Source organism: Lentzea albida, assembly GCF_900111005.1.
Lineage (GTDB): Bacteria > Actinomycetota > Actinomycetes > Mycobacteriales > Pseudonocardiaceae > Lentzea > Lentzea albida.
On record NZ_FOFV01000003.1, the window covers coordinates 505,765 to 532,207 of the forward strand.

Here is a 26,443-nt window from a genome sequence, read left to right on the forward strand (position 1 = left end):
TGAGCCGGGGCCGCGAAGCGGCTGGGCCCGAGGGGGGAGGGGGCCGTGCGCCGCTTGGTGTCCCACTCTGCCCTGAGCGGAAGGAAACCGCCAGGGTGGATGTACCTGTTTTTGGATTTCTCGTACGTACGGGTTACTCGTAGAGCCCTTCGTACAACGCAGAGTGAAGTCGGTGCACCACCGTCCTCTTGACCTTCAACGTCGGCGTGAGCTCACCTTCCTCCTGGGACAGATCCCTGGTGAGCAGCACGAACTTCTTCACCTGGGAAACACTGGCGAAGTGCGAGTTCGCTTCGTCGACGACTTCCCGCACGAGCGTGCGCACATCCGGGTGACCCACCAATGATTCGAGGTCGGACGGCAACCCGCGGGCCGTCGCCCACGGCACGATCTCGTCGGCGTCGAGTGTGAGCAGGGCCACACAGTAGGGCTTGCGGTCACCGAACAGCACGGCGTGCGAGATCCAGCGGGACTGGCGCAGCACGTTCTCCACGTTCGCCGGCGCGATGTTCTTGCCGCCCGCGGTGATGATGATGTCCTTCTTGCGCCCCGTGATCGTCACGAACCCGTCGTCGTCGATCTCGCCCAGGTCGCCGGTGTGCAGCCAGCCGTCCTGCAACGTCTGCGCGGTGGCCTCCTCGTTGCGCCAGTAGCCCGCGAAGACGTGCGGGCCGCGCATCAGCAGTTCGCCGTCCTCGCCGACCTTCATCTCGAGGCCCGCCACACCGGACGCGCCGACCGAGCCGAGCTTGAAGCGGCCCAGCGTGTTGATCGTGCCGACGGCCGTGGACTCGGTCATGCCGTAACCCTCCAGCACCGGAACCCCGGCCGCGTGGAAGAACTGCAAGACCTCGCGCGAGATCGGTGCGGCGCCGGACAACGCCTGCACGAGCCGGCCGCCGAACACCGCGCGCACGGTGGCGAACAACGCATCCACCTGGTCGAAGGCGGCCGCCATGTCCGGCGGAACCGGTTCCCCCGCGGCACGCCTGCGCCGGACCTCGAGGCCCAGCGCCACGGCCTGCGCGAGCTGGTCGGCGGGCACGCTGGACGTGACGAACGTGTAGATCTTCTCGAAGATGCGCGGCACGGACGGCAGGAACGTCGGCCGGACCTCGGCCAGTTCCGGCACGATCGCCTTCATGTCACCGCCGAAGTACGCGAGCGCGCCACCGCGGTACATGGTCCCGAACATGACGATCTGCGCGAAGACGTGCGCCAGCGGCAGGAACAGGTAGACGGTGCCCGTCATCGCGTCGATGCGGGCCTCCTCCGCGACCCGGCACAGGGCTACCCAGTTCGCACTGGTGAGGACGCACCCCTTGGGCGGGCCGGTGGTGCCCGACGTGTAGATGATCAGGCTCGGGTCCTCCGGTTTGATCGCGGCCCTGCGGGCGTCCAGCACGTCGGCGAGCGGTGAGGTGCGGCCGGAGTCCTCCAGCCCGGCGACGCGGGACCGGTCGCCGGCCGGGTCGATCGAGAGGACCTCGCGCAGCTCGGGCAGTTCGCCGCGGACGGACTCGACCTTGGCGCACTGCTCGGCGTTCTCCGCCACCACGATCGACGCGCCGGAGTCGCCGACCACCCAGGCGATCTCCTCGGGCGTGCTCGACGGGTAGATCGGCACGACGATGCCGCCCGCCGCGAGCACCGCGAGCTCGACCGCCGTCCACTCGGGACGGGTGTTGGCCAGCACGCAGACCCGGTCGCCCGCCTCGAGTCCGGAGTGGACGAAGCCGGACGCGAGGTCGAGCACCAGCTCGGCGACCTCGGCGTAGGTCCGGTCGACCCACTGACCGTCCTGCTTGGACCGCCACGCCACCGCGTCGCCGTACGCCTGCTCCGCGAGGAACGGCAGGTCGGCTATGCGACGGACGGCCCGCACCGCGTTCGGGCTGGTCACTCCGGCGGTCATGGCGACTCCTTCAGCGCTGTCCCAACGGTTTTCCGGCGGCGGAGCTCAGGCGGGCACGACCTGCACGCGGGTGCCGTTCAGCACCGCGGTGCCCGAGAGCGGGTCGATGCGCAGGTCGTCGGTGAGGAGGTTGACGTTCACCCCGGCGTGCTCGTTCGCGACGGTGAGCCGCGTGCCGGGCTGGTCGTGGCCCCAGCCGTGCGGCAGCGAGACGACGCCCTGCGCGATGTCGCCGGTGACCTCGACCAGCACCTCGACCTCGCCGACGCGTGAGGTGACCCGGGCCGTGCCGCCGTCGCTCAGGCCGAGCCTTCCGGCGTCGGCGGGGTGGACGAGCAGCGTGCACAACGGCTTGCCCTTCACCAGCGCGGGCACGTTGTGCATCCAGGAGTTGTTGGTGCGCAGGTGCCTGCGGCCGACGAGCACCAGGTCGGTCTCGGGCGTCCGCAGCGCGGCGAGCACGCGCGGCAGGTCGCCGACGATCGGCGCCGGGGTGAGCTCGACCTTGCCGGACGGGGTGCGCAGGATCTCCGGCAGGCGCGGGGTGAGCGGGCCGAGGTCGATGCCGTGCGGGTGGTCCAGCACCTGCTGGAGCGACAGCCCGTACGCGCCGGTGCGGAGTTTCAGGTCCAGCAGGCGTTCCTCGCGGGTCTTGCCCTCGGGTTCGAAGTCGACGCCCGCCTTCTCCTTCAGACCGGCGAGTTGGAACGCGGCGATGGCATCGAGGTCGGCGGCGGGGCCGAGGCCGCTGAAGATCGTGACGAGCCGGAAGAAGATGTCCGTCTCGTCGACCCTGCCCTCCTCCAGCGGGATCGCGGCGCGCGAGTACTTCACGTAGTTGCGCACCGAGTGGTTGAGGAACGCGATGTCGTAGTGGTCGCGGCGCGACGGCGGGGGTGTCGGCAGGATGACGTCCGCGTGCCGGGTGGTCTCGTTGAGGTACGGGTCGACGCTGACCATGAAGTCCAACGAGGACAGTGCCGCGTTCACGCGGGCCGAGTTCGGCAGCGACAGCGCGGGGTTGCCGCCGATTGTGAACAGCGCCCGCACCTGACCCTCGCCGGGCGTCTCGATCTCGTCGACCAGCGTGACGGCCGGGAACTCCCCCATCACCTCGGGGTGCCCCTTCACGCGGCTGTGCCAGCGGCCGACCTCGAAACCCCTGCCGGTGCCCGATCCGCGCCGGTTGTGCGCGGGCAGCGGCCACATCGCGCCGCCCGGCCGGTCGAGGTTGCCGGTGAGGACGTTGAGCACGTCGACCGCCCAGGAGGCGACTGTGCCGAACTCGACCGTCGTCGTGCCGATCCGCCCGTACACCACAGCGCGTTCCGCGGCGGCCAGCTCCCTCGCGAGCGCGCGGGTCGTGGCCGCGTCGACACCCGTGCGCTCCGCGACGGCCTCCGGGCCGAACGCCTCGACGTGCGAGCGGATCACCTCGTGGTCGGTGACGTGCCCGGCGAGGTCGCGCAGGTCCACGAGGTCCTGCGCGAACAGCTCGTGGACCAGCGCGAGCAGCAGGAAGACGTCCGTGCCCGGCCGGATCACCACGTGCTGGTCGGCGGCCTGCGCGGTGCGGCTGCGGCGCGGGTCGACCACGACGAACCGGCCGCCGCGCTTCTGCAGGTCGCGGAAGCGGCCCGGCGCGTCCGGCACCGTCCACAGGCTGCCGTTGGACGAGAACGGGTCGGCGCCCAGCACCAGCATGAAGTCGGTGCGGTCGATGTCGGGCACGGGGATCGAGAAGATGCTGCCGAACATGTGCCCGACCTGGACGTGCTTGGGCATCTGGTCGACGGTGCTGGCGGTGAAGATGTTGCGGCTGCCGACGGCCTTGCGCAGCGGGCCGGCGTAGAGACCGCCGGCGAGCGAGTGGGCGACCGGGTTGCCGAGGTACATCGCGACGGCGTTGCGGTCGGGGAAGTCCTTCAGGCGTTCGTCGATGTGGCGGAAGGCCTCGTCCCAGGTGACCTCCTGGAACTCGCCGTCGCGCTTGACCAGCGGGGCGCTCAGCCGGTCGGGGTCGGCGTCGAGCGTGCCGAGCGAGGCGCCCTTGGGGCAGAGGAAGCCCTTGCTGAACTCGTCCTCGCGGTCGCCGCGCACCTTCGTGATGCGGTCGCCCTCGACCGTCAGCTCCAGCCCGCACGTCGCTTCGCAGAGCGGGCAGGTCGTGAACACGGTCCTCATCGGGTCCCCTCACACAGCTTGTTACCAACGGGTACTAGTCGCCGGCCGCCGGGCGCAATCACCCGGCCGAGGTCCACCCGAACAGCCCAGCGACCCGCCTGGGAGTCGCCGAGCATACCAGCCGGTATGTCGATTTGCACTGGTCAAAGGCAGACTGCGATCGACCATGCATCCGGAACTGATCGTTACCTACCTACGGAGTGAGTCCAGGTGGGTACGCCCTGTCGCAAGGTCTGTTCATCCCGTGTGCACGGGTGCAGCATGTTGCGGTGAACGCCGCATTCCGCACCGCCGCCACGATCGCCGGCGTCGCGCTCGCGTACTACGCGACCGCGCAGGTCGGGCTGGTCCTGGCCCTCGTCGAGGGGCAGGTCACCCCGCTGTGGCTGCCGACGGGGATCTCGGTCGCGGCACTGCTGATGTCGGGCCGCGGGATCTGGCCGGGCATCACGATCGGGGCGTTCGCCGCCAACATCACCCTGGGCGCGCCGTTCTTCTCCGCCGTGATGATCACCGCGGGCAACACGGCCGCACCGCTCATCGCCTGGTACCTGCTGACCCGCTTCGGCTTCCGGCCCGCGCTCGACCGGCTGAAGGACGCGCTGCTGCTCGTGTTCGCGGGCGCGCTGGGCGCGATGCTGGTCAGCGCGCTGGTCGGCACGGCGGCGCTGAAGCTCGGCGGCGTGATCCCGTGGCGCGAGGTGCCCTCCGTGGTGTCGGTGTGGTGGACCGGCGACGCGATGGGCGTGCTGGTGTTCACGCCGTTGCTGCTCACCCTGCCCCGGCACTGGCAGGTCTCGCCGCGCCGGCTCGCCGAGGCGCTCGTGCTGCTGGCCGGCACGGCGGCGCTCGCGTCGTTCGTGACGACGTCCGGCTCTCGGTTGCTGTTCCTGGTGTTCCCGATGCTGATCTGGGCCGCGCTCCGCTTCCAGCACGCGATCGCCGCGCCGTGCGCCGCGATCACCTCCGTGGCGGCGGTGATGTCCGCGGCCGACGGCCACTTCGTCGCCAGGGACCTGCTGACGACGATGATCGTGCTGCAGGCGTTCAACGGCTCGGTGGCGCTGACCGGGCTGATCCTGAGCGCGATCACCAGCGAGCGCAACGAGGCCAGGAAGGCGATCGAGCGCGCGTGCGTGCAGCTGGCCGAGACCGTTGCGCGCTACCAGGAGGAGGGAGTGCGCAAACGGCTCGGCCGCGTCGTGCCGCCCGGTTAGTAGGGCTTCTAGAAGGGCTTGGTCTCCACGGCGATCTCACCGAGGATCTCGCTCAACGGCCGCGCGGACTGCGCGCCGAGCGAGGCCGCCGCGCCCGGAGGCACCGTCTCCGCGATGTCCGTGCCGGCACAGGTGACCCGGGACGCCGGCAGGATGCCCGACACCAGGTACTTGTTGACGATCGTGTCGACACAGGTGTTGCGGCGCAACGCGTAGTGGCCGTGCTGGCCGTCGTTCGCCACGCTGATCAGCGGCTGCGCGAGGTGCTCCGCCATGACCCTGCCGTTGGCGAGCGGGGTCTGGGTGTCGCCGTCGGAGTTCACGACGAGGCCCGCCGGGTACTTGCGGGTGATGGCCGGGATCTTCTCCGGGCGCTGGAACGCGCGGAACGTGCAGTTGGTCGGCGCCATGTAGTCGACGGTGCCGCCGTACGGGTTCGTGTCGCGCCAGCGCTTCATGTCGTTGTAGTACGTGTTGACGTCGGTGAACCAGTCCCATTCGCAGACCACGGCCTGGAACGTGCCGGGCGAGGTCGGTTCGATGTCGCCCTTCTTCAGAGCCGCCACGATCGCGGAGGCCTCCGCGGGATCGGCGACGCCCGCCTTGATCGAGGCGATGTGGCGCGAGAACGCGGCCCACGAGCGGCGGTAGCGGGTGGCGCCGACGGCGTAGTCGAACGAGGTCACGTCCGCGTAGCCGCCGTGCGGGCCGTCCTCCAGCTTCGCGGCGATCGCGTCCAGTTCGGCGCGGACGGCGGCGGGCGTGGTGCCGAGGCCGTAGGTGCCGTTGCGGGCGGCGGTCCACTCCGTCCACTTCTTCAGGTTGTCCGTGATCGCGTCCACCACGTCGACGTCCTGCTCGTGCCACGTCTTCAGCGGGTCGAGCGCGGAGTCGAGGACGCTGCGGTCGAGGAACTTCGGGAACATCGAGCCGTAGACGGCGCCGAGCTGCGTGCCGTAGGAGTAGCCGACGTAGGAGATCTTCTTCTCCCCCATGGCCCCGCGGATGACGTCCATGTCGCGGGCGGTGTTCATGGTGGAGATGTGCCGGCGCATCTCCCCGCCGCCGCGCTGGCAGTTGTCCTCGACCGCGCGGGCGTAGTCCGACCAGTTCGAGAGCTGCGCGTCCGTCGGACGGGACGGGAACTCGTCGTCGGTCGGCGTCGAGATGCAGCGGATCTGCGTCGACCGGCCGACCCCGCGCGGGTCCATGCCGATGACGTCGTAGATCTTCAGCACGTCGGTCTGGGCGTTGAACCAGTGCACGGCGCCCAGGCCGGAACCACCGGGCCCGCCGGGGTTGGTCATCAGCACGCCTCTGCGGCGCGCGGGATCCGTCGCCTTCTTGCGCGACAGGGCGATCTCCAGGTTGCCGTTGCCCGGGTTCCTGTAGTCCATCGGCACGATCACCGTGGCGCACTCGACCCCCGTCGAGGGCGTGACCCAGCCGGCCGGGCACTCGGCCCACGCCACCGTCTGGGTGTAGTACTCGTCCAACGGGCCAGGCGCCGCCTGAGCCGTTCCCACCAGGGACATGAACAGCGGGGCCACCAAAGCCACCGCACCCCAACGCTTCCTCACCGCGTACCCCTCCGTAGTCGGTCAGCGCCCGAACGCTTCCGCAGTCGCCGAGCCGCCCGACACCCCCGAAGGTCGGGTGAAATTCACCGCGGTGGGGTAGGAAGGGGTATGGATCCGGTCAAGGCGTTGAAGCAGGTGGCGTTCCACCTCGAACGGGCGGGCGAGCCGACCTACCGCGTCCAGGCGTTCCGCAACGCGGCCTCCGTCCTCGCCGACCTCGACCCCGCCGACGTGGAGAAACGGGCGAAGCTCGGCACGCTCACCGACCTCAAGGGCGTCGGCAAGTCGACGGCCGGTGTCGTCGTGGACGCGCTGGCGAACCGCGAACCGTCCTATCTGGCGAAGCTCCGGCACGTCGACATCACCGGCGGCGAGGAGATGCGGGCGAAGCTCAAGGGCGACTGCCACGTGCACTCCGACTGGTCCGACGGCGGCAGCCCGATCCGCGACATGGCCGAGGCGGCCCGCGACCTCGGCCACGAGTTCATGGTGCTGACGGACCACTCCCCGCGCCTGACCGTCGCGAATGGACTGTCCCGCGACCGGCTCGAGAAGCAGCTGGACGTGGTGGCCGAGCTGAACGCCGAGCTCGCGCCGTTCACGGTCCTCACCGGCATCGAGGTCGACATCCTCGACGACGGGTCGCTCGACCAGGACGAGGACCTGCTGGCACGGCTGGACGTCGTGGTCGCGAGCGTCCACTCGAAGCTGAAGATGCCGCGCGCCGAGATGACGCGCAGGATGGTGAACGCGGTCAGGAACCCGCACGTCGACATCCTCGGCCACTGCACCGGCAGGCTGGTCGTGGGCAAGGGCCGCCCGGAGTCCCAGTTCGACGCGGAGGAGGTCTTCGAGGCGTGCGCCGGGCACGGCACGGCCGTCGAGATCAACTCACGGCCCGAAAGGCTCGATCCCCCGCGCCGGCTGCTGTCCCTGGCCGTCGACGCCGGCTGCACGTTCTCGATCGACAGCGACGCGCACGCGCCCGGCCAGCTGGACTGGCTGAACTACGGCTGCGCGCGGGCGGAGGAGTGCGGCGTGACACCGGACCAGGTGATCAACACCCGGAGCGCATCTCGGCTGCTGTCCGGATGAGGTGCTCGTACCAGGACACGAGCGGCCCGGTGTCGGCCAGCGCGCGGGTCAGCGCCACTCGGCACAGGTCCCGCACGGGTTCGGGGTCGTAGGCCGCCACCAGGTCGTCGAACGACCCCAGCGTGCCGAGCGCGTAGTCCTCCAGACCGGCGCAGATCGGCACGACCGTCCCGTCGCTCCTGACCACGAACGGGTCCACCCGCACGAACGCCGCCGGATCGGCGCGCAGCAGTGCGGCCGACGTGACGTCGAACTGCACCTCGACGGCGTCGTCCTCGGCGATCCGGCCCAGCTCCACGGCGGCGTAGACCAGGTCGACCCGGTCGACTCCGTGCGGTCTGACCCGCACCTTGCGAGCGCCCTCCCCCACGGCCTCGGCGGCCAGACCCCGCAGCACGGACACGTTGTCCGGCACGAGGTCGATCAGCACCGTCACCCGGTGCCCCCGCGCGGCGTGCTCCCCCACCTCGTCCAGCGCGACGACGAGCTCGGCCTCCGGCACGGCCGCGAGCCAGCGAGGGTCGTGCACCTCGACTCCCATACCCGTACGGAGCGTTCGTCCTGCGCGGAAATACCTTCCCACCCCCGAGGGGGATTTTCCGTCCGTTCACCCGGTGGCCGCCCAACGACCATCGTGCGCGACTCGTTTGAGCCCTACCCTTCCCGACGGCCCACGTCCGCCCACCACAGCAAGGACAGGCATGTCACGTCGCAGGGCTCCACTGGCCGTGCTCTCCACGATCATCGTCACGGCGGCCACCCTCACCGCCTCCACCTCGGCTCACGCCGCCACCACCACGTTCACGCCCACCGCCGACACCTACGTCGACAACGGGGCCACCGGGACCAACTACGGCACGTCCGGCCAGCTCGGCATCGACAACTCGCCGGTCAAGCGGACGTTCCTCAAGTTCACGGTCTCCGGTGTCAGCGGCGTCTCCAACGCCAAGCTGCGCATCCACACCGACGACGTCTCCGGAGCGGAGAGCCCGAACGGCGGCACGTTCCGGGCGATGTCGAACGTCAGCTGGACCGAGACCGCGGTGACCTGGAACAACCAGCCCGCGATCGACGGCGCCACGCTGGGCTCGCTCGGTTCGGTCGTGCGCAACGCCTGGTACGAGGTCGACGTCACGAGCCTCGTCACGGGCAACGGCACGTACAGCATCGGCATCACGTCGGGCAACATCGACGGCGCCGACTACGACTCGCGCGAGAGCGGGGCGACCGCGCCGCAGCTCGTCGTCACCGACGGCACGACGCCGCCTCCCGGTGACCCGGTCTGGGTCGGCGCGGGCGACATCGCCGACTCCGGTTCCGGCGACACGGCCACGGCCGCGTTGCTGGACGGCATCCAGGGCACCGTCTGGACCACGGGCGACAACGTCTACCCAAACGGCACCGCGTCGCAGTTCAGCACCTACTACGAACCGACCTGGGGCCGGCACAAGGCGCGCACCAGGCCGTCGCCCGGCAACCACGACTACAACACCAGCGGCGCCACGGGGTACTACAACTACTTCGGCGCGCAGGCCGGTCCGTCGGGTCGCGGCTACTACTCCTACGACATCGGCGACTGGCACATCGTGTCGCTGAACTCCAACATCACCATGTCCGCGGGCAGCGCGCAGGAGCAGTGGCTGCGGCAGGACCTGGCGGCGAGCACGAAGGCGTGCGTCGCGGCGTACTGGCACCACCCGCTGTTCACCAGCGGTGCCAACCACGCGCCCTCGACGGCGACCAGGCCGTTGTTCCAGGCGCTGTACGACTACAACGCCGACCTCGTCGTCTTCGGGCACAACCACCAGTACGAGCGGTTCGCCCCGCAGAACCCCAGCGGCTCCCTGGACAACGCGCGCGGCATCCGGACGTTCGTCGCGGGCATGGGCGGCGCCGGGGCGTACGGGTTCGGCACGATCAGGCCGAACAGCGAGGCGCGCAACACGGGTACGCGTGGCGTCCTGAAGTTCACGTTGCACAGCAACAGCTTCGACTGGCAGTTCGTCCCCGAGGCGGGCAAGACCTACACCGACAGCGGCACGACCGCCTGCCACTGACGGACCGCTGGAGGCCGATGATGTACCTGTCCACTCTCGACAAACCCAGGACGGCGAACTGGAAGGGGTTGAGCGGCAACGTCTTCGCGCTCGGCACCGTCAGCCTCATCACCGACGTGTCGTCGGAGATGGTCGCCGCGATCCTCCCGCTGTACCTGGTCATCGGCCTCCAGCTCAGTCCCGCCGCGTACGGGCTGATCGACGGCGTCTACACCGGCGCCACGACCCTGCTCCGGCTCGCCGGCGGCTACGTCGCCGACCGGACGAACCGGCGCAAGGCCGTCGCGGGCTTCGGCTACGGGCTCTCCGCGGTGGCCAAGCTCGGGCTCCTCGCCGCCGGGAACTCCCTGACGGCGCTGGGGCTCGTCATCACGGCCGACCGCGCGGGCAAGGGTCTGCGAACCGCGCCGCGCGACGCGTTGATCACCCTCTCCACCCCTGACGGCGACCTCGGCCGGGCCTTCGGCGTGCACCGGGCGATGGACGGCATCGGCGCGTTCGCCGGGCCGTTGGTCGCCATGGCCGTGCTCGCCGCGTCCGCGCAGTCGTTCGACGCCGTGTTCGTGGTGAGCTCCTGCATCGCCGCTTTCGGCGTGCTGGTCCTCGTGCTGTACGTGCGGGACCGGCCCGAACCGCTGGAGCGCAAGGAACCGCTCAAGCTCGCTTTGTTGAAGGACCCGGCCGTGCGGAGGATCGTGCTGGCCGCGTCCCTGCTCGGACTGGTCACCATCGGCGACGGGTTCGTGTACCTGTTGCTGCAGAAGCGCGAGGGGCTGGCGTTCGGCTGGTTCCCGCTGCTCGCCGTCGGCACGAGCCTCGTCTACCTGCTGCTCGCCGCTCCTCTGGGCGCGCTCGCCGACCGCGTCGGCAGACTGAAGGTCATGCTGGCCGGGTACGGCGCGCTGACCGTCGTCTACCTGCTGCTGCACGGGCCGTTGGGCGGCTGGCCGTTGCTCGTGCTGGTCGTGCTGCTCTACGGCGTCTTCTACGCCTGCACGGACGGCGTGCTGATGGCGCTGGCCGGCCCGGTCCTGCCGGAACGCCTGCGCACCACCGGCATCGCGCTGATCCAAAGTGGACAGGCGCTCGCCTACCTCGGCTCGTCCGTGCTGTTCGGGCTCGCCTGGCAGTTCTGGAGCCCCGAGGCCGCCACCCGGATCGCCGCCGTCGCGGTGGTCTGCGCCCTGATCACCACCGCCGCACTGCTGGGACGCCGCCGATGACCAAGCGCCTGCTGATCACCCTCACCGCCGCCGTGCTGCTCGGCGGCGTCGCCGCGGGCTACACCGCGCTGTCCGGCGCCACGCCCGAGAACACCGCGCGGTCCGTTCCGACCGGCGCGGGGCCGCGGTTGATGGTGCTGAGCAACGGAAAGCTCTCCACGGTGTCGCGCTCCGATCCGGCCGGTTCCCGCGAGGTCACGGCGCAGAGCTGCGACCGCGCGTACGCGGCGGCGGGCACGATCTCCTGCCTGCGCCCGGTCGGCGCGCTGAAGGCGGGCGAGCTCGCCGTGCTCGACACCGGCCTCCGCGAGGTGAGGACCGTCCCGCTGACCGGTTTCCCGAACCGCACGCGGGTGTCGGCGAGCGGCCGGATGGTGGCGTGGACGCTGTTCGTCGACGGCCACTCCTACGCCGCCAACGGGTTCTCCACCAGCACGGGCATCCTCGACACCAGGACCGGCGCGCTGGTCACGTCCCTGGAGGAGTTCGCGGTCGAGGGCGTGCCGCAGCGGCCGGTCGACACGAACTACTGGGGCGTCACGTTCACCGCCGACGACAACCGCTTCTACGCCACCATGTCCACCGGCGGCCACCGCTACCTGCTCGAAGGTGACTTCGCGGCCCGCACGGTCAAGCCGCTCACCGACCTCGACGACGTCGAGTGCCCGTCCCTGTCTCCCGACGGCACCCGCATCGCCTACAAGAAGGCCGTCGACGGCGACCCGCAGAAGGGCTGGCGCGTCTCGGTCCTCGACCTGGCGTCCCGGAAGATCACCGAGCTCGCCGAGACGCGCAGCGTCGACGACCAGCCGGCGTGGGTCGACGACAGGACCGTGGCGTACGGCATCCAGCGCGACGACGGCTTGAACGACGTGTGGGCGGTGCCGGCGGACGGCAGCGGCACGCCCGTGGTCCTGGTACCGGAGGCCAGTTCTCCCGCGTCGATCAGCTGAGAGGATCAGGCAAGAGTCGAGCAGCATCGATCTCCCCTTTCCACTGTTCAGGCTGATCTGATGGGTGCATCGCCAGAACGACGAGGGAGAGAATCACATGAGTGTCGGACACGGCTTCCATGCGACCCTGACCGCACGCCCTGGCAAGGGCGACGAGGTCGTCGAGTTCCTGCTCGACGCGCCTTCGCTCACCGACGACGACTGCGTGGTCTTCCTCGTCGGCCGCTCGGCCGCGAACCCGGACGTCGTCCACGTGACCGAGGGCTGGAAGTCCGCCGAGGCGCACAGCGCGTTCTTCGCCGGCGAGCAGGCGCAGGCTCTGGTCGCGAAGCTCCGGACGTTGCTCGACGGCGAGCCCACGTACCTCGACGAGCTGCCCGTCGGCGGCAAGGCCGCGTTCTGATGCGCGGCCCCGCCCTGGACCCCGAGCTGAAGGCGCTGCTCGCGGACATGCAGCTGTCGACCGAACTGACCCCCGAGATGCTCCAGGCGATCCGCCAGATGCCGTCACAGCCGTTCAAGACCGACGCCGAACGGCACGACGTCACCCTCGGCGAGATCGAGCTGACCGTGTTCCGCCCCAAGGGGATCACACCGGCCGGGTGCGTCTACTGGATCCACGGCGGCGGAATGGTGATGGGCGACCGGTTCTCGCAGATCGACATCCCGTTGCAGTGGCTCACCGAACTCGGCGTCGCTGTGGTCACCGTCGAGCACCGGCTCGCCCCCGAGGCGACCGGCACGACGCAGGTCGAGGACTGCTACCGCGGCCTGCTGTGGGCGGCGGGCGAACTCGGCATCGGCACCATCGTCGTGGCGGGCATCAGCGCGGGCGGCGGACTGGCCGCCGGAGTCACGTTGATGGCCCGCGACCTGGTCGGCCCCCGGATCGCCGCACAGGTGCTGATCTGCCCGATGCTGGACCACCGCAACGATTCCCCGTCGAGCAGGCAGTACGAGGGCGTTCCCGGCGTGTGGACGCGGGAGATGAACGAGTTCGGCTGGCGGTCGGTGCTCGGTGACGCGACCGACGTTTCCCCTTACGTGTCACCGGCTCTGGCCGAGGACCTCTCGGGTCTGCCGCCCACCTACGTCGACACCGGCACGGCCGAGGTGTTCCGGGACGAGGACGTCGCCTACGCCGCACGACTCTGGGCGGCCGGTGGCGACGCCGAACTGCACACGTGGGCGGGCGGGTTCCACGGTTTCGACGCGATCTTCCCCGACGCGGCGCTCTCCCGGCGGGCACGGCGCACGCGCACGGAATGGCTCGCTCGCAAGCTAAGCGGGTAGTGGCCTCATCCTGTCCGGCATGTGGGCGCGCAACGCGTCGTGCAGCGCCGTCACCTCTTCGGCGTCCAGCAGAACGGACCCCGTCTCGCACGCCAGCTCCGCCTCACCGGTGCGCTGGTCGGGCACGTACCTCAGCGCCACGTCCGGCACCGAGCACGACTCGGACTGACGAATCGCCGTGAGCAACTCCGACACCCGTTCGTACCCCAGCCGCGCGCTCCAGCGCGACGCGGCCGGGGGACGGACGAGTAACCGGAGGCCTCCGGCGGATCGGCGAACCTCGACGCACGACAACACCGCTGACAACCTCCTACTGGCTCACCAGCGAGACTAAACACTTTTGTCGGGTTTCAGCGTCGAGTGTCACCCGTTCGGATCACTGGTAACAGGGCTTCTCGAACTTGAAGTCCTTGGCCGTCGAACCGGTGAAGAAGTCCTCCACCAGCGTCACTCCGGTGGGAGAGGCGTCGTCCGGCTTGTAGAGGGTGCTCTGACGGAACAGGGCGTCCTGGGGCGAAGCGGAGAAATTACCTGCACCCGAAGGAAGCATGCCCTCGTAGTCCACCGAGGTGAGCTGCTTCACAGCGGCGAGCACTCCGGCGCGCGTCAGGTCCTTGTTCTCCACGGCCTTCTCCAGTGCGGCCTTCAGCGGGTACGCCCACACCCAGCCCGCGGTGTAGCCGTCGTTCGGCGTCACGCCGGGCAGTGCCGCGCGCAACGCGGTGTGGCCGACGGACTCGGTGCTCCACGACTTCCACGGCGCCGACTGCATGTACAGCGCCTTGATAGCGGGCGCGGCCGGCGACTTCAGCAGGCCGGGATTCCACGTCGGCGAGGTGCCGATGAACCTGCCGGTGAAACCGCGGGCCGCGGCCTGACCGATGATCACGGCCGCGTCGGTCGGCCCGGTCGTGAGGATGACGAGGTCCGGCTTCTTCGACACCACGGCGTCGATCGCGCCGCCCTGGTTGTCCTGGCCGGGCGTGGTGGTCACGTTCTCGAACGTCAGCCCGCGCTTCTCGGCCGCGATCTTCGCGCCGGCGGCCGCGTCGTCGCCGTAGTCGCCGGGGTTGTGCACGGCCATCACGGACTTGACGCCCATCTTCTCGACGCCGTGGTCGACCGCGTTCATCGACTCCACGCAGTAGTTCGCGCCGGACTCGAGCACGCCGTCCTCGAAGCCCCACAGCGAGGTCCAGGAGGCCGGCACCGCGACCATCTTCGTGTTCTTCATGTCCGGCAGGATCGCGGCGGTCGTCGGCGAGCCCAGGGTCTGGGTCAGCGCCAGGACGTTGCCCTTGATCTCCTGGTAGACCTGGTTGTGGATCTGCGGGTTGTACTTGTTGTCCTTGACGTACTTGGTGACGTCGACCTCGTAGCCGCCGATGCCGCCCTTGTCGTTGACGCGCTTCCAGAACGCCTTCTGCGCGTCCGTGATCGGCACGGCGAGCGTCTTGAACGGGCCCTCGGTGAGGTCCGAGATGGTGCCGAGGTAGATGCAGCCCTTGGACTTGTCCTTGGCCTCGGGGCACGCCTCGGACGTGACGCCGACGTCGACCTTGATGCCGCCCGCGCCCTCCTGCGGTGCGGCGGAATCGCCACCGCGACAGGAGGCGAGGAGCAGCACTCCGACGAATATGACAGCAGATCTCTTACCAGACATGGAGATTCTCTCCTCAGTACGAGAACGGCCAGGTGCGCCAGTAGTTGCGGACGCGGACCCAGATGCCGAACAACCCGCGTGGCTCGACGATGAGGAACACGATGATGAGCACGCCGTAGAGCACGGCCTCCACCTGGAAGACCGTGACGACTCCGGTCGCGTCACCGCTGATGAACGGCAGCACCGCGGGCAGTTCCCTGGTGATGCGTGGCAGCAGAGTGATGAAGAGCGCTCCCATGACCGCTCCGGAGATGGTGCCCGCGCCGCCGATGAGCACCATCGCGATGTACTGCACTGACAACAGCAGGTTGAACGAGCCGGGGTCGAAGAACCCGTTCACCACGAACAACAACGCACCCGCAACGCCCGCGTAGAACGAGGACACCGCGAACGCCAGGACCTTGTACCGCGTCAGGTCGACGCCGATCACCGACGCGGCCAGGTCCCGGTCCCGCACCGCCGCGAACGCCCGCCCGACCCGCGAGCGCACGAGGTTGCGCGCCAGCACACCGAAGATCACCAGCAGCACGAACATGAGCAGGTAGAGCATCTGCGCCGCGGTGAGAACCGAGTTGTCCTGGTCCAGCCGCACCCCGAACAGCTCGGGGATCGCCGCCGGTCGCCCGACACCGGGCCCGCCGGTCAGCGACGTCCACTCCCGGAACACGTGCTCTCCCAGGAAGACCAGTCCGAGCGTCACGATCGCGAGGTAGAGACCCCGCAACCGCACCGCCACCGGTGCCACCAGGACACCGAAGAGCGCGGCCACCAGCCCCGAGGCCAGCAGCCAGACCGGCAGCGACGTGATGCCGAAGCCGATCACCCGCCCGGTCTCGGGTCCGGACAGCGCGGCCGCCGTGTACGCGCCGATCGCCAGGAAGAACGCGTGGCCCAGCGAGACCTGGCCCGCGTACCCCGTGACGATGTTCAGCCCGATCGCGCCGATCGCCGCCACGAACCCGGTCGCGAGCAACTGCAGCAGGTCGTCGGTGATGAGGAACGGCATCAGCAGGGCGATCACGAGCAGGCCGCCCGACCACGCGCGTTTGGGACGCGTGTTCAGGAACGCCATGTCCTGCCCGTAGGAGGTGTACAGCTCAGGACGACCCTTCACAGGCGTTCCACCTCCCGCTTGCCGAACAGTCCGTACGGCCTGACGAGCAGCACGAGCAACATCAACGCGTACGGCGCGACCAGCCCGAAGTTCGGGCCGAGCCACGGGGCGAAGTCGTTCTGGTAGGTGCCGAAGAGCGACTCCACCACCCCGACCGTGAGCCCGCCGACCACGGCGCCGCCCAGCGACTCCAGGCCGCCGATGATGATGGCGGGCAACGCTTTCAGCGCCACGATCCACAGCTGCTGGTCGACACCGGCGCCCGTCGCGACGAACACGCCGGCCAGCGCGGCGAGCCCGCCCGCCAGTGCCCACGACAGCGCGAACACCGACCCGACCGAGACCCCCTGCGCCAGCGCGACCTCCTGGTCGTAGGCCACGGCCCGCATGGCGAGCCCGATCCGGGAGTAGCGGAAGAACAGGAACAGCAACGCCGTCACGACCGCGGTCGTCGCGATCATCACGAGGTACCGCTCCTGCACCTCGGCGCCCAGGAAGCTCACCGTGTTCAGGCCCCACGGGTCGCCGACCTGCCGGACGTCGAGGCCGATGAACGCGTTCGTCACGACCCTGACCACGACGTCCACGCCGATGGTGATGATCGCGACGACGAACACCGGTTTGCCGACCATCGGCCGCAGCACCGCGCGTTCGACGCCCAGCGCCAGCACCGCGATCACCACGGCGGCCACGACGACCGCGCCGACGAACGACACCGCGGGCGAGAGGTACGAGACCAGCACCGCTCCGGCCAGCATGAACGCCGGCTGCGCAAAGCTGATCACCTGCGTCGACTTGTAGATGATCACGAAGCCGAGCGCGAGCAGCGAGTAGATCGACCCGGTGCCGAGGCCTCGGATCAACGACTGCAGGAACTCATCCATACATGGACTCCACGAGGTCGTCGAACATCTTGCCCAGCGCGGATCTCTTGACCTTCTGCGTCGCGGTCAGCTCGCCGTCCTCGTGGTCGAGCTCCTTGGGGAACATGCGGAACTTCTTGATCTGCTCGACCTGTGCGAACTTCCCGTTCACCTCGGTCACGACCCCCTGCACCAGTTCCAGGACCTCGGGCTTCTCCGACAGGTCCCGGTAGGTGGTGTAGGTGATCCGGCGCTGCTGCGCCCAGTGGCCGACCGTCTCGTACTCGATGCCGATCAACGCCACCAGGTACGCCCGCTGGTCGCCGATCACCACGGCCTCCTTGATGTACGGGGAGGTCTTGAGCGCGTTCTCGAGCTCGGACGGCGCGATGTTCTTGCCGCCCGCGGTGATGATGATGTCCTTCATCCGGTCGGTGATCTTCACGTGCGTGCCGTCGACCCACTCGCCGACGTCACCGGTGTGCAACCAGCCGTCGCTGAGGACCCGTTGTGTGGACTCGGGGTCCTGCCAGTAGCCCGCGAACGTGCCGCCGTGCTTCGTGAGGATCTCGCCGGTCTCCTCGTCGATCCGGAGCTCGGTGCCGGGCTGCGGTTCGCCGACCGTGCCGAGCCTGACCCGTCCCGGCCGGTTCCCCGTGGCCACGGCGGTGTTCTCGGTCATGCCGTAGACCTCGTGCATCGGCACTCCGATGCCCATGAAGAACTTGAGCACGTCCGGGGCGATGGGCGCGGCACCCGAGGCCGCGTACCGGACGTACCGCATGCCGATGCGGGCCTTGAGCGCGCGGAAGCAGAAGAGCCAGCCCAGCGCGTAGAGCATCCGGCTCTGCCCGGTGTGCTTGCCACCGGTCCTCACCAGGGTCTCGCCGATGGCTTCGGCGCGCCGGAGCCAGAACCGAGTCGTCGTGCGCTTGATCCAGGACGCGCTGGAGACGCCGATCTTGACGCCCGCCAGCACCTTCTCCCAGATGCGCGGGACACCGAACAGGATCGTCGGCTGCACCTCGCGCAGGTTCGCCTGCACCGTTTCGATCGACTCGGCGAAGTGGACCTGCACGCCGCTGGCCGCGCTGAACCACGTCGTGAAGATCCGTTCGGCGACGTGGCACAACGGCAGGTAGGACAGCGTGACGTCGGCGGAGGACGGCGGTGGCGAAGTGAAACCGCCGCCCTCCACCAGCACGTGGACGGCGAACTCGACGTTCGCCACGGTGAGCATCGCCCCCTTGGGCGGCCCGGTGGTGCCGGAGGTGTAGATCAGCGTCATGACGTCACCGGGTTCGGTGGCCGCCATGCGGTCCGCGAGCTCGCCGCCGAACTCGTCGCGATGAGCCGCTCCCAACGCCAGGAAGTCCTCCCAGGCCAGGAGTTTCGGGTTGTCGTACCGGCCTTTGATGCCGCGCGGCTCGACGTAGACGATCCACTCCAGGTCGGGCGTGTCCTCCAGGACCAGCAACGCCTTGTCGACCTGCTCCTGGTCTTCCGCGATGAGGATCCGCGCACCCGAGTGCGACAGGAGGTAGGCGACCTCGGATGCCGGGTTCGTCGGGTAGAGCCCGACCGTGATGCCGCGGGCGGCGACGATGCCGAGGTCGGCGTAGAGCCACTCGCGGCGGTTCTCGGAGTGGATCGCGACCCGTTCGCCCGGCTGGAGCCCCAGTGCGAGCAACGCGTGCCCGACCAGTTCGACGCTGGACCAGTAGGCGGCCCAGCTGACCTCCTGCCAGATGCCGAAGTCCTTGGCACGCAAAGCGATCTGGTCGGGCGTGTGCTCGGCGCGGTCCTTCACGCGCGTGACGACGGTGGTGGTCATGGCGTCACGCTCTTGTGCTGCTCGCCGAGGTAGGCCCGGATGACGTCGGGGTCCTGCTGCACCTCCGCGGGCGTGCCGGTGCGGATCGGGCGGCCGAAGTCCATGACCATCACGCGGTCGGCCAGGTCCATCACGAGGCCCATGTCGTGCTCCACCATGATCATCGGGATGTTCAGCTCCTCGCGGACGTCCAGGATGAACCGCGCCATGTCCTCGGTCTCCTCGACGTTCATGCCCGCGACCGGCTCGTCCAGCAGGAGCAGCTTCGGCTCCATCGCGAGCGCCCTGCCCAGCTCGACGCGCTTCTGCACGCCGTAGGGCAGCAGGCCGACCGGGAACCGGCGCCACTGCTCCAGCTCCAGGAAGTCGATGACCTCCTCGACCGCGGCCCTGTTCGCCAACTCCTCGGTGCGGGCCCTGCCGAGCCAGAAGAACGCCGACAGCGCGCCGTACCGCATGTGGTTATGGCGGCCCAGCATGAGGTTGTCGACGACGGTGAGGTGCGAGAACAGCTCGATGTTCTGGAACGTGCGGGCCATGCCCTGCGCGGCGATGCGGTGCGGCCGCTTGCCGACCAGGTCGGTGCCGTGGAACCGCACGGTGCCGCGCTGCGGCCGGTAGACGCCGCTCAGGACGTTGAAGATGGAGGTCTTGCCGGCGCCGTTCGGGCCGATGATGGCGAAGAGCTCACCCTCCTCGACGCTGAACGAGACGTTGTCGACGGCCACCACGCCGTCGAACGCGAGCCGCACCTCGGTGACTTCGAGAACGCTCATGACAGCCACCGCTTCCTGCGCTTGTAGTGCTTGACCGCACGGAACGACGAGGTGCCGAGACCGAGGTAGAACTCGCGGATGTCGTCGTCGGCGAGCAGTGCCCGCGCCGGTTTGTCCATGACGACCTTGCCGGTCTCGAGCACGTAGCCGTGGTCGGCGATGGACAGCGCCATGCTGGCGTTCTGCTCGACCAGCAGGACCGTGGTGCCCTGTTCGTTGATCTTCACGACGAGGTCGCGGATCTGCTGCACGAGCAACGGCGCGAGGCCGAGGCTGGGTTCGTCCAGCAGCAGGTAGGACGGCTCCGACATCAGCGCCCGCCCGATCGAGAGCATCTGCTGCTCACCGCCGGACAGGTAGCCCGCGCTCTGTCTTCGCCGTTCCAGCAGGCGTGGGAACAGTTCGTAACAACGGTCCAGGTTCTGCCTGAGCCGTTTGGGTCTCGCGTGACCTCCTACCTTGAGGTTCTCCTCGACGGTCAGCTCGGCCAGGATCCTGCGGCCCTCCAGCGCCTGCTTGATCCCGCGCTCGGCGATCCGCGCCGGTGGGAGGCGGTGGATCGGTTCACCGTCGAGGGTGATCGAGCCCTTCGTGACCTTGCCGTCGTGCACGTCGAGCAGGCCGCTGAAGGCCCTCATCAACGTCGTTTTCCCAGCTCCGTTGGCTCCGAGCAGGGCAACGACCTTGCCCTGGGGCACCTGCAGGCTCACGCCCCGGAGCACCAGCATCACGTCGTCGTAGACAACCTCAAGGTTGTTCGCCTCGAGCACCAGCGCCTCCTAGGGGCCCCTGACATACCGAGCAGTATGCAGCTCTTGAGACGTGGATCACAGAGCAGTTTGACCACTGTGGGCGATTTCGTGATGCGCAGATCGCAAGTGGTTCAGCACTCTGCGTGACCGTCCACATCGGACTCGTTGCCGATGTGTAACAGGGCGTGACACGGGTACTCACGTGTCGACACCAATCGAAGGAGGAGGTTTCGTGACCACCATTGAGAAGTCGGTGGACGTCCAGGTGCCGGTGAGCACGGCGTACAACCAGTGGACCCAGTTCGAATCCTTCCCGGCGTTCATGGACGGCGTCGAGAAGATCGACCAGGTCACGCCGACGATGACGCACTGGACCACGAAGATCGGCGGGGTCGTCCGCGAGTTCGACGCGGAGATCACCGAACAGCACCCCGACGAGCGCGTCGCGTGGACCACGGTCGAGGGCCCGTCGCAGGCGGGTGTGGTCACCTTCCACCGGATCGACAACGACACCACGCGGGTCCACCTGCAGATGGAGTACGAGCCGGAGACCCTGACCGAGAAGGCCGGAGCCGCGCTCGGCGTGGTCGGCCACCGGATCGAGGGTGACCTCAAGCGGTTCAAGGAGTTCATCGAGAACCGCGGCACCGAGACCGGCGCGTGGCGCGGCGACGTGACGCCGCCCCCTCAGGTCTGATCGCGGTGCGCGTTGACGCCGGACCAGCACGCGGCGTTCGAGGAACTCGCCCGCACCGCCCGTGACTCGCCTCGCTACCACGTGATGCGGGACCGGCTGGTGCGCGAGTACCTCCCGCTCGCCCGGCACATCGCCCGTCGCTTCAGCGAGCGCGGTGAGCCCATGGAAGACCTGGCGCAGGTGGCCGCCGTAGGCCTGATCAACGCGATCGACCGGTTCGACGTCGGCCGGCAGACGGACTTCCTGTCCTACGCCGTGCCGACGATCACCGGCGAGGTGCGGCGCCACTTCCGCGACCAGTGCTGGGCGGTGCGCGTACCCAGGAGGTTGAAGGAGCTGTGCGACGCCATCGACGGTGCCACCGCCGAACTGTCGCACCGCACCGGGCGGTCTCCCACTCCCTCCGAGATCGCCCGGCACCTCGGGGTGCCGCTCACCGACGTCTACGAGGGCCTGCGCATCGAGAAGAACATCGCGTTCGCCCCTCTCGACTCGCTGGAGAGCTCCACCGTCGACGACCCCGCGCTGGAGGGCGTCGAGATCCACGAGGCCCTGCAGCCGATGCTGCGGGGCCTCCCCCGGCGTGAGCGGACCATCGTGGTCCTCCGGTTCTTCGGCCGGCTCACCCAGACCGAGATCGCCCGCCGCGTGGGGGTCTCCCAGATGCACGTGTCGAGGCTGCTCACCAAGTCACTGGAGCAGCTGCGGCACGATTTGCTGGCAGAGGAGTGAAATGGGCGAGCGGGAATGTCCGGTCCTGGCGATACTGGCCTCATGAACCGGTTGCGGTGGCCCCAGAAGCTGGCGGTCGGCACCGGCGCCCTGCTCGTCCTGTGGGGCGTCGGTGGCTTCTTCGTGACCGGCTTCTCGTCGTTCGCGGGTGAGTCCGACACGTGGATCCTCTGGCTGCGGGTCAACCCGCTGCAGAACGTCATCCACCTGGTCTTCGGCGCCGCGCTCCTGCTCACCGCTCCCCGCCTGCGGGCGTTGAGCGGGACGGCGCTGCTGGTGGCGGTGCTGTTCCTGGTGCTGTTCGGGCTGGGCCTCGCCCGCTACGACGACGAGGTCGTGAACTTCCTGAACGTGAACCCCGGCAGCAACGCGCTGCACTTCATCGCGGGCTTCGCCGCACTGGCGTCCGCGCAGGGTGCCGCGTGGTGCCGCCAGTGCGACCGGGCCGCGCTCAAGCCTGCCTGAGCAGCTTGCGCACGGCCCGTTCCGGGTCTCCCCCGCCGATGACCCGCCCCTGCTCGAACGCCTCGACGAGCCGCGGATCCACATAGGACTTCCGCGTCACAGCGGGCGTGTTGCCCAGCTCGGCGGCGACCTCCTTCATGACCGCGCTGATCGCGCGCTGCGACGGCCTGCCGCGCCTGGCCAGCTCCGCCGCGAAGAACTCCGCCGCGAACACCGTCGCGCGCCAGGTGCGCAGGTCCTTCACGCTGAACTCGTCGCCGACCAGCTCGCGGAAGCGCTCGTTGACGTCGTCCGCGGTGATCTCGAAGACGCGGCAGTCCGGCGTCTTGCCGCGCAGGAGCGACTTCAACGCCCTGGCGAGCTCGGGATCGGTGATCTCCTGGTCGACCTCGACGCCGGACTTGGCCGGGAAGTGGAACCGGACCCGGCTGCCGCGCACCGAGAGGTGTTCGCAGAGCAGGGTGGCGACGCCGTGCGTGCCGTTCTCCTCCACGTACTGCTCGTGCCCGACGCGGAAGATGCCGCGGTCCAGCAGGCGCAGCGCGACGGCGAGCAACCTCGTGCGGCCGCGCGCCTTCATGTCCCGCGCGACCTGCTCGCGGAACTTCCCGAGCTTCGGCGCGAGCTTCAGCACCCGGTCGAACTTCTCCGCGTCCCGCTGGACGCGCCACTGCTCGTGGTAGAGGTACTGGCGCCGCCCGGCGTCGTCGTACCCGACGGCCTGGATGTGCCCGGTGGGGTGCGGCGAGATCCACACCTCCCGCCATGCAGGCGGGATGACCAGGGCTTTCACCCGCGCGACGTCGTCCGCGGTGAGCGTCTGCCCCTTCGCGTCGGTGTAGCGGAAGCCCTTGCCCTGGCGGCGGCGGGTCCAGCCCGGACCCGCCGGGTCGCTGCGACGCAGTCTCATGTGGTCACTCCGAGGTTGATCAGCACGAGACGCGGGTACCCGCTCGCCGATGAATAACTACACGGTCGGTGTGGAACAGGAGTTCCTCCTCGTCGATCCCGATTCGCGGCGGCCGGTGGCACTGGCGCCACGGGTGCGGGAGATCTCGCGCGCGCCCGGAGACCTCGACGTCCAGGGCGAGCTGACGCCGTTCCAGATCGAGGTCGCCACCGGCGTCACCTCGTCCTTCGCCGAGCTCGACGAGCAGGTGCGCCGCGGGCGCCGGGTGCTCGTGGACGCCGCGGACGAGGCCGGGTGCCGGCTCGTGGCGACGGGCATGCCGCCGATCGGCGAGGCCGGTCCGCCGCCCGGCTCGGACGACCCCCGCTATCACCAGATCGAGTACTCGCACCGCCGGCTCGTCGTCGGGAAGGGCGCGTGCGGGCTGCACGTCCACGTCGGCGTGCCGGACAGGGCGGAGGCGCTGCGGGCGTCCAACAAGATCCGGGTGTGGCTGCCGACCCTGCTCGCGCTGAGCGCGAACTCGCCCTACTACGAGGGGGAGGACACCGGCTACGCCAGCTGGCGGTCGATGGTCTGGTCGCGCTGGCCGGTGAGCGGCCCGCCGCCGGAGTGGGACGGCCCCGAGCAGTACGACGGCACGGTCGACGCGCTCATCGCGACGCAGGCCCTGCTGGACAAGGCGATGGTCTACTGGGACGTCCGACCGTCGGAGGATCATCCGACCGTCGAGGTGCGCGTCGCCGACATCCCCCAGCTGGCAACGGAAGTCGCGGTCCTCGCCGAGCTGATCGGGGCGCTCGTCGTGACGGAACCCTCCGAAGGACGGGTGGACGATTCCGTACTGCGGGCGGCATATTGGCGGGCGTCGCGCGACGGGGTCGACGGACTGGCCGCCGATCCACACACCGGAAAACTCTCCCCCGCGTTCGACCGGGCAGTGTCGCTCGTTGAGCACGTCGAGGTCGCGCTGCGCGATCGTGGCACTCTGTCTACTGTGGAGCAGCAGTTGGACTGGTTGCGCCACAACGGCAGCGGTGCCGCTCGGCAACGACGCTCCCCGGACCCCGAGTCCCTTGTGGACATGCTGATCGCCCGAACGCGTGAGGAAACCTGATGCGCCTGCCCGCTCCCCGCGGCCACATGAGCTCCGCCCTGGTCACGGCGCTGCGCCAACCGCCACTGCCCCGGCCCGCACTGCTCGCCAGCGGCGGCACCAGGGAGGCCTGGCTCGACGACGACCTCCAGCTGTCGCTGTGGATCTGCTACGAACTGCGGACGCACGGGTTCGACGACGTCGCCGCCGGCTGGGAGGAGCACCCCGCGCTGGCCCAGTTCCACGCGGCCCTCGAAGCCCGCTGGGAGAAGGAGCTGCGGTCGCTGACCGAGGTGACGTCGCCCGCGCCGTTGTCCGAGGAGGGCCTCGCGGAACTGCGCAGGCACCACGCGTTCTGGCAGCCGCGCCGCGAGATGCGGTCGGTGCTGCGCGACATCCACGGTGACGCGTACGGCACGCGGTCCGAACGCACCCATTCGGTGCTGTTCACCGTGACGCTGCGCGACCTGGACCCGAACGCCCTGGTCGACGACATGCCCGCGCCCACCCTCGCCCTGGTGAACGCGCTGTCGCTGTTCGGCCTGCACCAGCGGCTGGTCGGCGCGCTCGTCGGCTTCCTGTCGGCGGTCGACACCATCGGCGGTGACCCGTTCGCACAGCTGCTGCCCGTCCAGTGCCCGCCGGAGGACGTCCGCCTCGGCTTCACCGCGTGCCACGAGCTGCACGCCCGCCTGACCCAGCACGTGCACGCGTCGCGGCAGGCCGGTCGCAGCTCGCTGAGGGGCCGTTGGTCGCTCACCCAGGGGCGGGTTAACGTTGGGTGCTGATGCTTTGAAGGGAGACAGCGTGCCCGACCCCACCGCTCTGGCCTCCGTGGCCGTAGACCGGATCGCGTCCGACGTCGTCGTGCTGCACGTGTCCGGCGAACTCGACACGACCTCCAGCGGTGAGCTCACCGGCCCGTTGGAGACGCACGTCGTGCAAGGCCTGCGGGCCGTGCTGGTGGATCTCGGAGGCGTCCGCTTCCTGGGCTCGGCGGGCCTCGAGGCCCTGGTGCTGGGCCAGCAGCGCGCCTCCAGGGCCGGCGTGGAGTTCGTGGTGGTGGCGTCCGGCCGCGCGGCCCTGCGCCCGATCGAGGCGACCGGGCTCGACACCGTGTTCACGATCCTGGGCTCGCTGGAGGAGGCCGTCGCGCGCTACTCCGGGGCGAAGTAGCCGCCGGTCGGCCCGTCCGGCCCGATCCCGGCCAGCCTCGTGATCGTCGCGGCGTCCTGCTCGGCGGCGTTGATCCGCACGTGCGGGAACGCCCTCGCGTACTGCGCCGTGACGACGGTGGCGGCCGCCTTGGTGAGGAGGTCCGCGTCGCTGACGTTCACCACGACCGGGGCCGCGGACCGCTCGAGGGCCGGCAGGTAGCGCTGCAGGACCTCGGCCAGGCCCGCGACCTTGGCCTCGAACGTCTCCGGCGCGAGGGCCGCGGTGGTGACCAGCACGTCCACCTGCTCCGGTGCGGTGTCGTGCGGGAGCACGGTGTGGCCCGCCCGCTCGAGCAGGCGGGTGACCTCGGCGCCTTCGTCGTTCCCGGCGATCAGCACAGCAGCCATGCGCTCGACGCTAGTCCTGGCCGATGTCCTCGTACCAGAGTTCCGGGCTGGCCGCGATGAACGTCGTCATCATCTCGACCAGCGCCGGGTCCTCGACCACGGTGACGCCGACGCCGTTCTCCGCCAGCCAGTCGTGGCCGCCGTGGAACGTGGTGGCCTCCCCGATCAGCACGTTCGAGATGCCGAACTGGCGGACCAGGCCGCTGCAGTACCAGCACGGCGACAACGTCGTGACCATGGTGGTGCCGCGGTAGCTCCGTTGCCGCCCGGCGTTGCGGAAGGCCGAGATCTCCGCGTGCATCGAGGCGTCGTCGTCCTGCACCCGGCGGTTGTGGCCCCGGCCCAGCAGACGGCCGTCACCGTCGAAGAGCGCCGCGCCGATCGGGATCCCGCCCTCGGCGAGTCCCGTCCGCGCCTCCTCGACGGCGACGGCCAGCATGTCGTCAGCGGAAGTCATGC

27 protein-coding genes are annotated in these 26,443 nt (G+C 69.5%); 13 read left to right on the plus strand and 14 right to left on the minus strand.

Annotated features, from left to right (window positions below; all coding sequences use genetic code 11):
* Positions 1-133: 133 nt before the first annotated feature.
* Together BMY74_RS11450 and BMY74_RS11455 are read right to left on the minus strand one after the other, a co-directional pair.
* Positions 134-1,915, minus strand: a complete 1,782-nt coding sequence (locus BMY74_RS11450) for an AMP-dependent synthetase/ligase (RefSeq protein ID WP_089913965.1) — start codon at positions 1,913-1,915, stop codon at positions 134-136.
* Positions 1,916-1,960: 45 nt separating this feature from the next.
* Positions 1,961-4,099, minus strand: a complete 2,139-nt coding sequence (locus tag BMY74_RS11455; protein ID WP_089913968.1) for a molybdopterin-dependent oxidoreductase — start codon at positions 4,097-4,099, stop codon at positions 1,961-1,963.
* A 269-nt stretch (positions 4,100-4,368) separates the two neighbouring features.
* Between BMY74_RS11455 and BMY74_RS11460 the strand changes: the two genes are divergently transcribed.
* The gene (locus BMY74_RS11460; protein WP_218159598.1) at positions 4,369-5,316 is read left to right on the plus strand and encodes an MASE1 domain-containing protein; all 948 of its coding nucleotides are present in this window, start codon (positions 4,369-4,371) and stop codon (positions 5,314-5,316) included.
* Positions 5,317-5,324: 8 nt separating this feature from the next.
* On the opposite strand, the gene BMY74_RS11465 is transcribed toward BMY74_RS11460, so the two are convergent.
* Positions 5,325-6,896, minus strand: a complete 1,572-nt coding sequence (locus tag BMY74_RS11465) for an alpha/beta fold hydrolase (RefSeq protein WP_143091537.1) — start codon at positions 6,894-6,896, stop codon at positions 5,325-5,327.
* 108 nt (positions 6,897-7,004) lie between these two features.
* Between BMY74_RS11465 and BMY74_RS11470 the strand changes: the two genes are divergently transcribed.
* The gene (locus tag BMY74_RS11470; protein ID WP_089913975.1) at positions 7,005-7,991 is read left to right on the plus strand and encodes a PHP domain-containing protein; all 987 of its coding nucleotides are present in this window, start codon (positions 7,005-7,007) and stop codon (positions 7,989-7,991) included.
* Here BMY74_RS11470 and BMY74_RS11475 read toward each other — a convergent pair.
* On the minus strand, positions 7,954-8,520 hold the full coding sequence (locus BMY74_RS11475; RefSeq protein ID WP_143091538.1) for a hypothetical protein: 567 nt from the start codon (positions 8,518-8,520) through the stop codon (positions 7,954-7,956). The two genes, BMY74_RS11470 and BMY74_RS11475, sit on opposite strands and share 38 nt — an antisense overlap.
* 172 nt (positions 8,521-8,692) lie before the next feature.
* Here BMY74_RS11475 and BMY74_RS11480 point away from each other — a divergent pair, with 172 nt between their 5' ends.
* From BMY74_RS11480 to BMY74_RS11500, 5 genes are all read left to right on the plus strand, one after another.
* The gene (locus BMY74_RS11480; RefSeq protein ID WP_089913981.1) at positions 8,693-10,048 is read left to right on the plus strand and encodes a CBM96 family carbohydrate-binding protein; all 1,356 of its coding nucleotides are present in this window, start codon (positions 8,693-8,695) and stop codon (positions 10,046-10,048) included.
* 20 nt (positions 10,049-10,068) lie between these two features.
* Entirely contained in the window at positions 10,069-11,271 is a 1,203-nt protein-coding gene (locus tag BMY74_RS11485) for an MFS transporter (RefSeq protein WP_089914334.1), read from the plus strand.
* Positions 11,268-12,224, plus strand: coding sequence for a TolB family protein (locus BMY74_RS11490; protein WP_089913984.1), 957 nt, complete (start codon positions 11,268-11,270; stop codon positions 12,222-12,224). The genes BMY74_RS11485 and BMY74_RS11490 overlap by 4 nt, the downstream gene beginning before the upstream one ends.
* A gap of 97 nt (positions 12,225-12,321) precedes the next feature.
* The gene (locus BMY74_RS11495; RefSeq protein ID WP_089913987.1) at positions 12,322-12,627 is read left to right on the plus strand and encodes a putative quinol monooxygenase; all 306 of its coding nucleotides are present in this window, start codon (positions 12,322-12,324) and stop codon (positions 12,625-12,627) included.
* Positions 12,627-13,517: an alpha/beta hydrolase gene (locus BMY74_RS11500; RefSeq protein WP_089913990.1), complete on the plus strand. Its 891-nt coding sequence runs from the start codon at positions 12,627-12,629 to the stop codon at positions 13,515-13,517. Before BMY74_RS11495 ends, BMY74_RS11500 begins: the two co-directional genes overlap by 1 nt.
* Here the strand turns inward: BMY74_RS11500 and BMY74_RS11505 are convergent.
* The 7 genes from BMY74_RS11505 to BMY74_RS11535 all read right to left on the minus strand — a co-directional run bounded on the left by BMY74_RS11505 (position 13,506) and on the right by BMY74_RS11535 (position 20,540).
* Positions 13,506-13,712, minus strand: coding sequence for a hypothetical protein (locus BMY74_RS11505; protein ID WP_089913993.1), 207 nt, complete (start codon positions 13,710-13,712; stop codon positions 13,506-13,508). The two genes, BMY74_RS11500 and BMY74_RS11505, sit on opposite strands and share 12 nt — an antisense overlap.
* Positions 13,713-13,893: 181 nt before the next feature.
* Entirely contained in the window at positions 13,894-15,144 is a 1,251-nt protein-coding gene (locus tag BMY74_RS11510) for an ABC transporter substrate-binding protein (RefSeq protein WP_218159599.1), read from the minus strand.
* Between the two features lie 49 nt (positions 15,145-15,193).
* Entirely contained in the window at positions 15,194-16,294 is a 1,101-nt protein-coding gene (locus BMY74_RS11515) for a branched-chain amino acid ABC transporter permease (protein ID WP_089913999.1), read from the minus strand.
* Positions 16,291-17,178 (minus strand): branched-chain amino acid ABC transporter permease, encoded by an 888-nt coding sequence (locus BMY74_RS11520; protein ID WP_089914002.1) that lies wholly within the window; start codon positions 17,176-17,178, stop codon positions 16,291-16,293. Before BMY74_RS11520 ends, BMY74_RS11515 begins: the two co-directional genes overlap by 4 nt.
* Positions 17,171-18,991 (minus strand): AMP-dependent synthetase/ligase, encoded by a 1,821-nt coding sequence (locus BMY74_RS11525; protein ID WP_089914005.1) that lies wholly within the window; start codon positions 18,989-18,991, stop codon positions 17,171-17,173. Before BMY74_RS11525 ends, BMY74_RS11520 begins: the two co-directional genes overlap by 8 nt.
* Entirely contained in the window at positions 18,988-19,767 is a 780-nt protein-coding gene (locus BMY74_RS11530; RefSeq protein ID WP_089914008.1) for an ABC transporter ATP-binding protein, read from the minus strand. Before BMY74_RS11530 ends, BMY74_RS11525 begins: the two co-directional genes overlap by 4 nt.
* Positions 19,764-20,540, minus strand: coding sequence for an ABC transporter ATP-binding protein (locus BMY74_RS11535; protein WP_371927810.1), 777 nt, complete (start codon positions 20,538-20,540; stop codon positions 19,764-19,766). Before BMY74_RS11535 ends, BMY74_RS11530 begins: the two co-directional genes overlap by 4 nt.
* Before the next feature lie 211 nt (positions 20,541-20,751).
* Between BMY74_RS11535 and BMY74_RS11540 the strand changes: the two genes are divergently transcribed.
* From BMY74_RS11540 to BMY74_RS11550, 3 genes are read left to right on the plus strand one after another with little or no spacing between them, the layout of a single operon-like run.
* Positions 20,752-21,216: an SRPBCC family protein gene (locus BMY74_RS11540; protein WP_089914013.1), complete on the plus strand. Its 465-nt coding sequence runs from the start codon at positions 20,752-20,754 to the stop codon at positions 21,214-21,216.
* 12 nt (positions 21,217-21,228) lie between these two features.
* Entirely contained in the window at positions 21,229-21,948 is a 720-nt protein-coding gene (locus BMY74_RS11545; protein ID WP_245786043.1) for a SigB/SigF/SigG family RNA polymerase sigma factor, read from the plus strand.
* A 42-nt stretch (positions 21,949-21,990) separates the two neighbouring features.
* Positions 21,991-22,413 carry a DUF4383 domain-containing protein gene (locus BMY74_RS11550; protein ID WP_177229692.1) on the plus strand — a complete coding sequence of 141 codons (423 nt, stop codon included), beginning with the start codon at positions 21,991-21,993 and terminating at the stop codon, positions 22,411-22,413.
* Here BMY74_RS11550 and BMY74_RS11555 read toward each other — a convergent pair.
* The gene (locus BMY74_RS11555) at positions 22,400-23,323 is read right to left on the minus strand and encodes a DNA topoisomerase IB (RefSeq protein ID WP_089914018.1); all 924 of its coding nucleotides are present in this window, start codon (positions 23,321-23,323) and stop codon (positions 22,400-22,402) included. The genes BMY74_RS11550 and BMY74_RS11555 overlap by 14 nt on opposite strands.
* A 49-nt stretch (positions 23,324-23,372) precedes the next feature.
* Between BMY74_RS11555 and BMY74_RS11560 the strand changes: the two genes are divergently transcribed.
* The 3 genes from BMY74_RS11560 to BMY74_RS11570 are packed head-to-tail and all read left to right on the plus strand — an operon-like array spanning position 23,373 to position 25,595.
* Entirely contained in the window at positions 23,373-24,440 is a 1,068-nt protein-coding gene (locus tag BMY74_RS11560) for a carboxylate-amine ligase (RefSeq protein WP_089914021.1), read from the plus strand.
* Complete coding sequence (locus tag BMY74_RS11565; protein ID WP_143091539.1) at positions 24,440-25,207, plus strand: iron-containing redox enzyme family protein; 768 nt, start codon at positions 24,440-24,442, stop codon at positions 25,205-25,207. The genes BMY74_RS11560 and BMY74_RS11565 overlap by 1 nt, the downstream gene beginning before the upstream one ends.
* Before the next feature lie 19 nt (positions 25,208-25,226).
* Entirely contained in the window at positions 25,227-25,595 is a 369-nt protein-coding gene (locus BMY74_RS11570; protein WP_177229693.1) for an STAS domain-containing protein, read from the plus strand.
* On the opposite strand, the gene BMY74_RS11575 is transcribed toward BMY74_RS11570, so the two are convergent.
* Positions 25,577-25,984: a Rossmann-fold NAD(P)-binding domain-containing protein gene (locus BMY74_RS11575; RefSeq protein WP_089914028.1), complete on the minus strand. Its 408-nt coding sequence runs from the start codon at positions 25,982-25,984 to the stop codon at positions 25,577-25,579. The two genes, BMY74_RS11570 and BMY74_RS11575, sit on opposite strands and share 19 nt — an antisense overlap.
* 10 nt (positions 25,985-25,994) lie before the next feature.
* The gene (locus BMY74_RS11580) at positions 25,995-26,441 is read right to left on the minus strand and encodes a nucleoside deaminase (protein ID WP_245786044.1); all 447 of its coding nucleotides are present in this window, start codon (positions 26,439-26,441) and stop codon (positions 25,995-25,997) included.
* Positions 26,442-26,443 lie beyond the last annotated feature (2 nt).

What these genes read in the sequence shown, in the direction of transcription:
- BMY74_RS11555 (WP_089914018.1), bottom strand. Translation starts at nt 23,323, where the DNA reads ATGAGACTGCGTCGCAGCGACCCGGCGGGTCCGGGCTGGACCCGCCGC.
- BMY74_RS11575 (WP_089914028.1), bottom strand. Translation starts at nt 25,984, where the DNA reads ATGGCTGCTGTGCTGATCGCCGGGAACGACGAAGGCGCCGAGGTCACC.
- BMY74_RS11560 (WP_089914021.1), top strand. Translation starts at nt 23,373, where the DNA reads ATGAATAACTACACGGTCGGTGTGGAACAGGAGTTCCTCCTCGTCGAT.
- BMY74_RS11450 (WP_089913965.1), bottom strand. Translation starts at nt 1,915, where the DNA reads ATGACCGCCGGAGTGACCAGCCCGAACGCGGTGCGGGCCGTCCGTCGC.
- BMY74_RS11580 (WP_245786044.1), bottom strand. Translation starts at nt 26,441, where the DNA reads ATGACTTCCGCTGACGACATGCTGGCCGTCGCCGTCGAGGAGGCGCGG.
- BMY74_RS11500 (WP_089913990.1), top strand. Translation starts at nt 12,627, where the DNA reads ATGCGCGGCCCCGCCCTGGACCCCGAGCTGAAGGCGCTGCTCGCGGAC.
- BMY74_RS11550 (WP_177229692.1), top strand. Translation starts at nt 21,991, where the DNA reads ATGAACCGGTTGCGGTGGCCCCAGAAGCTGGCGGTCGGCACCGGCGCC.
- BMY74_RS11530 (WP_089914008.1), bottom strand. Translation starts at nt 19,767, where the DNA reads ATGAGCGTTCTCGAAGTCACCGAGGTGCGGCTCGCGTTCGACGGCGTG.
- BMY74_RS11520 (WP_089914002.1), bottom strand. Translation starts at nt 17,178, where the DNA reads ATGGATGAGTTCCTGCAGTCGTTGATCCGAGGCCTCGGCACCGGGTCG.
- BMY74_RS11565 (WP_143091539.1), top strand. Translation starts at nt 24,440, where the DNA reads ATGCGCCTGCCCGCTCCCCGCGGCCACATGAGCTCCGCCCTGGTCACG.
- BMY74_RS11525 (WP_089914005.1), bottom strand. Translation starts at nt 18,991, where the DNA reads ATGACCACCACCGTCGTCACGCGCGTGAAGGACCGCGCCGAGCACACG.
- BMY74_RS11495 (WP_089913987.1), top strand. Translation starts at nt 12,322, where the DNA reads ATGAGTGTCGGACACGGCTTCCATGCGACCCTGACCGCACGCCCTGGC.
- BMY74_RS11480 (WP_089913981.1), top strand. Translation starts at nt 8,693, where the DNA reads ATGTCACGTCGCAGGGCTCCACTGGCCGTGCTCTCCACGATCATCGTC.
- BMY74_RS11490 (WP_089913984.1), top strand. Translation starts at nt 11,268, where the DNA reads ATGACCAAGCGCCTGCTGATCACCCTCACCGCCGCCGTGCTGCTCGGC.
- BMY74_RS11470 (WP_089913975.1), top strand. Translation starts at nt 7,005, where the DNA reads ATGGATCCGGTCAAGGCGTTGAAGCAGGTGGCGTTCCACCTCGAACGG.
- BMY74_RS11455 (WP_089913968.1), bottom strand. Translation starts at nt 4,099, where the DNA reads ATGAGGACCGTGTTCACGACCTGCCCGCTCTGCGAAGCGACGTGCGGG.
- BMY74_RS11485 (WP_089914334.1), top strand. Translation starts at nt 10,069, where the DNA reads ATGTACCTGTCCACTCTCGACAAACCCAGGACGGCGAACTGGAAGGGG.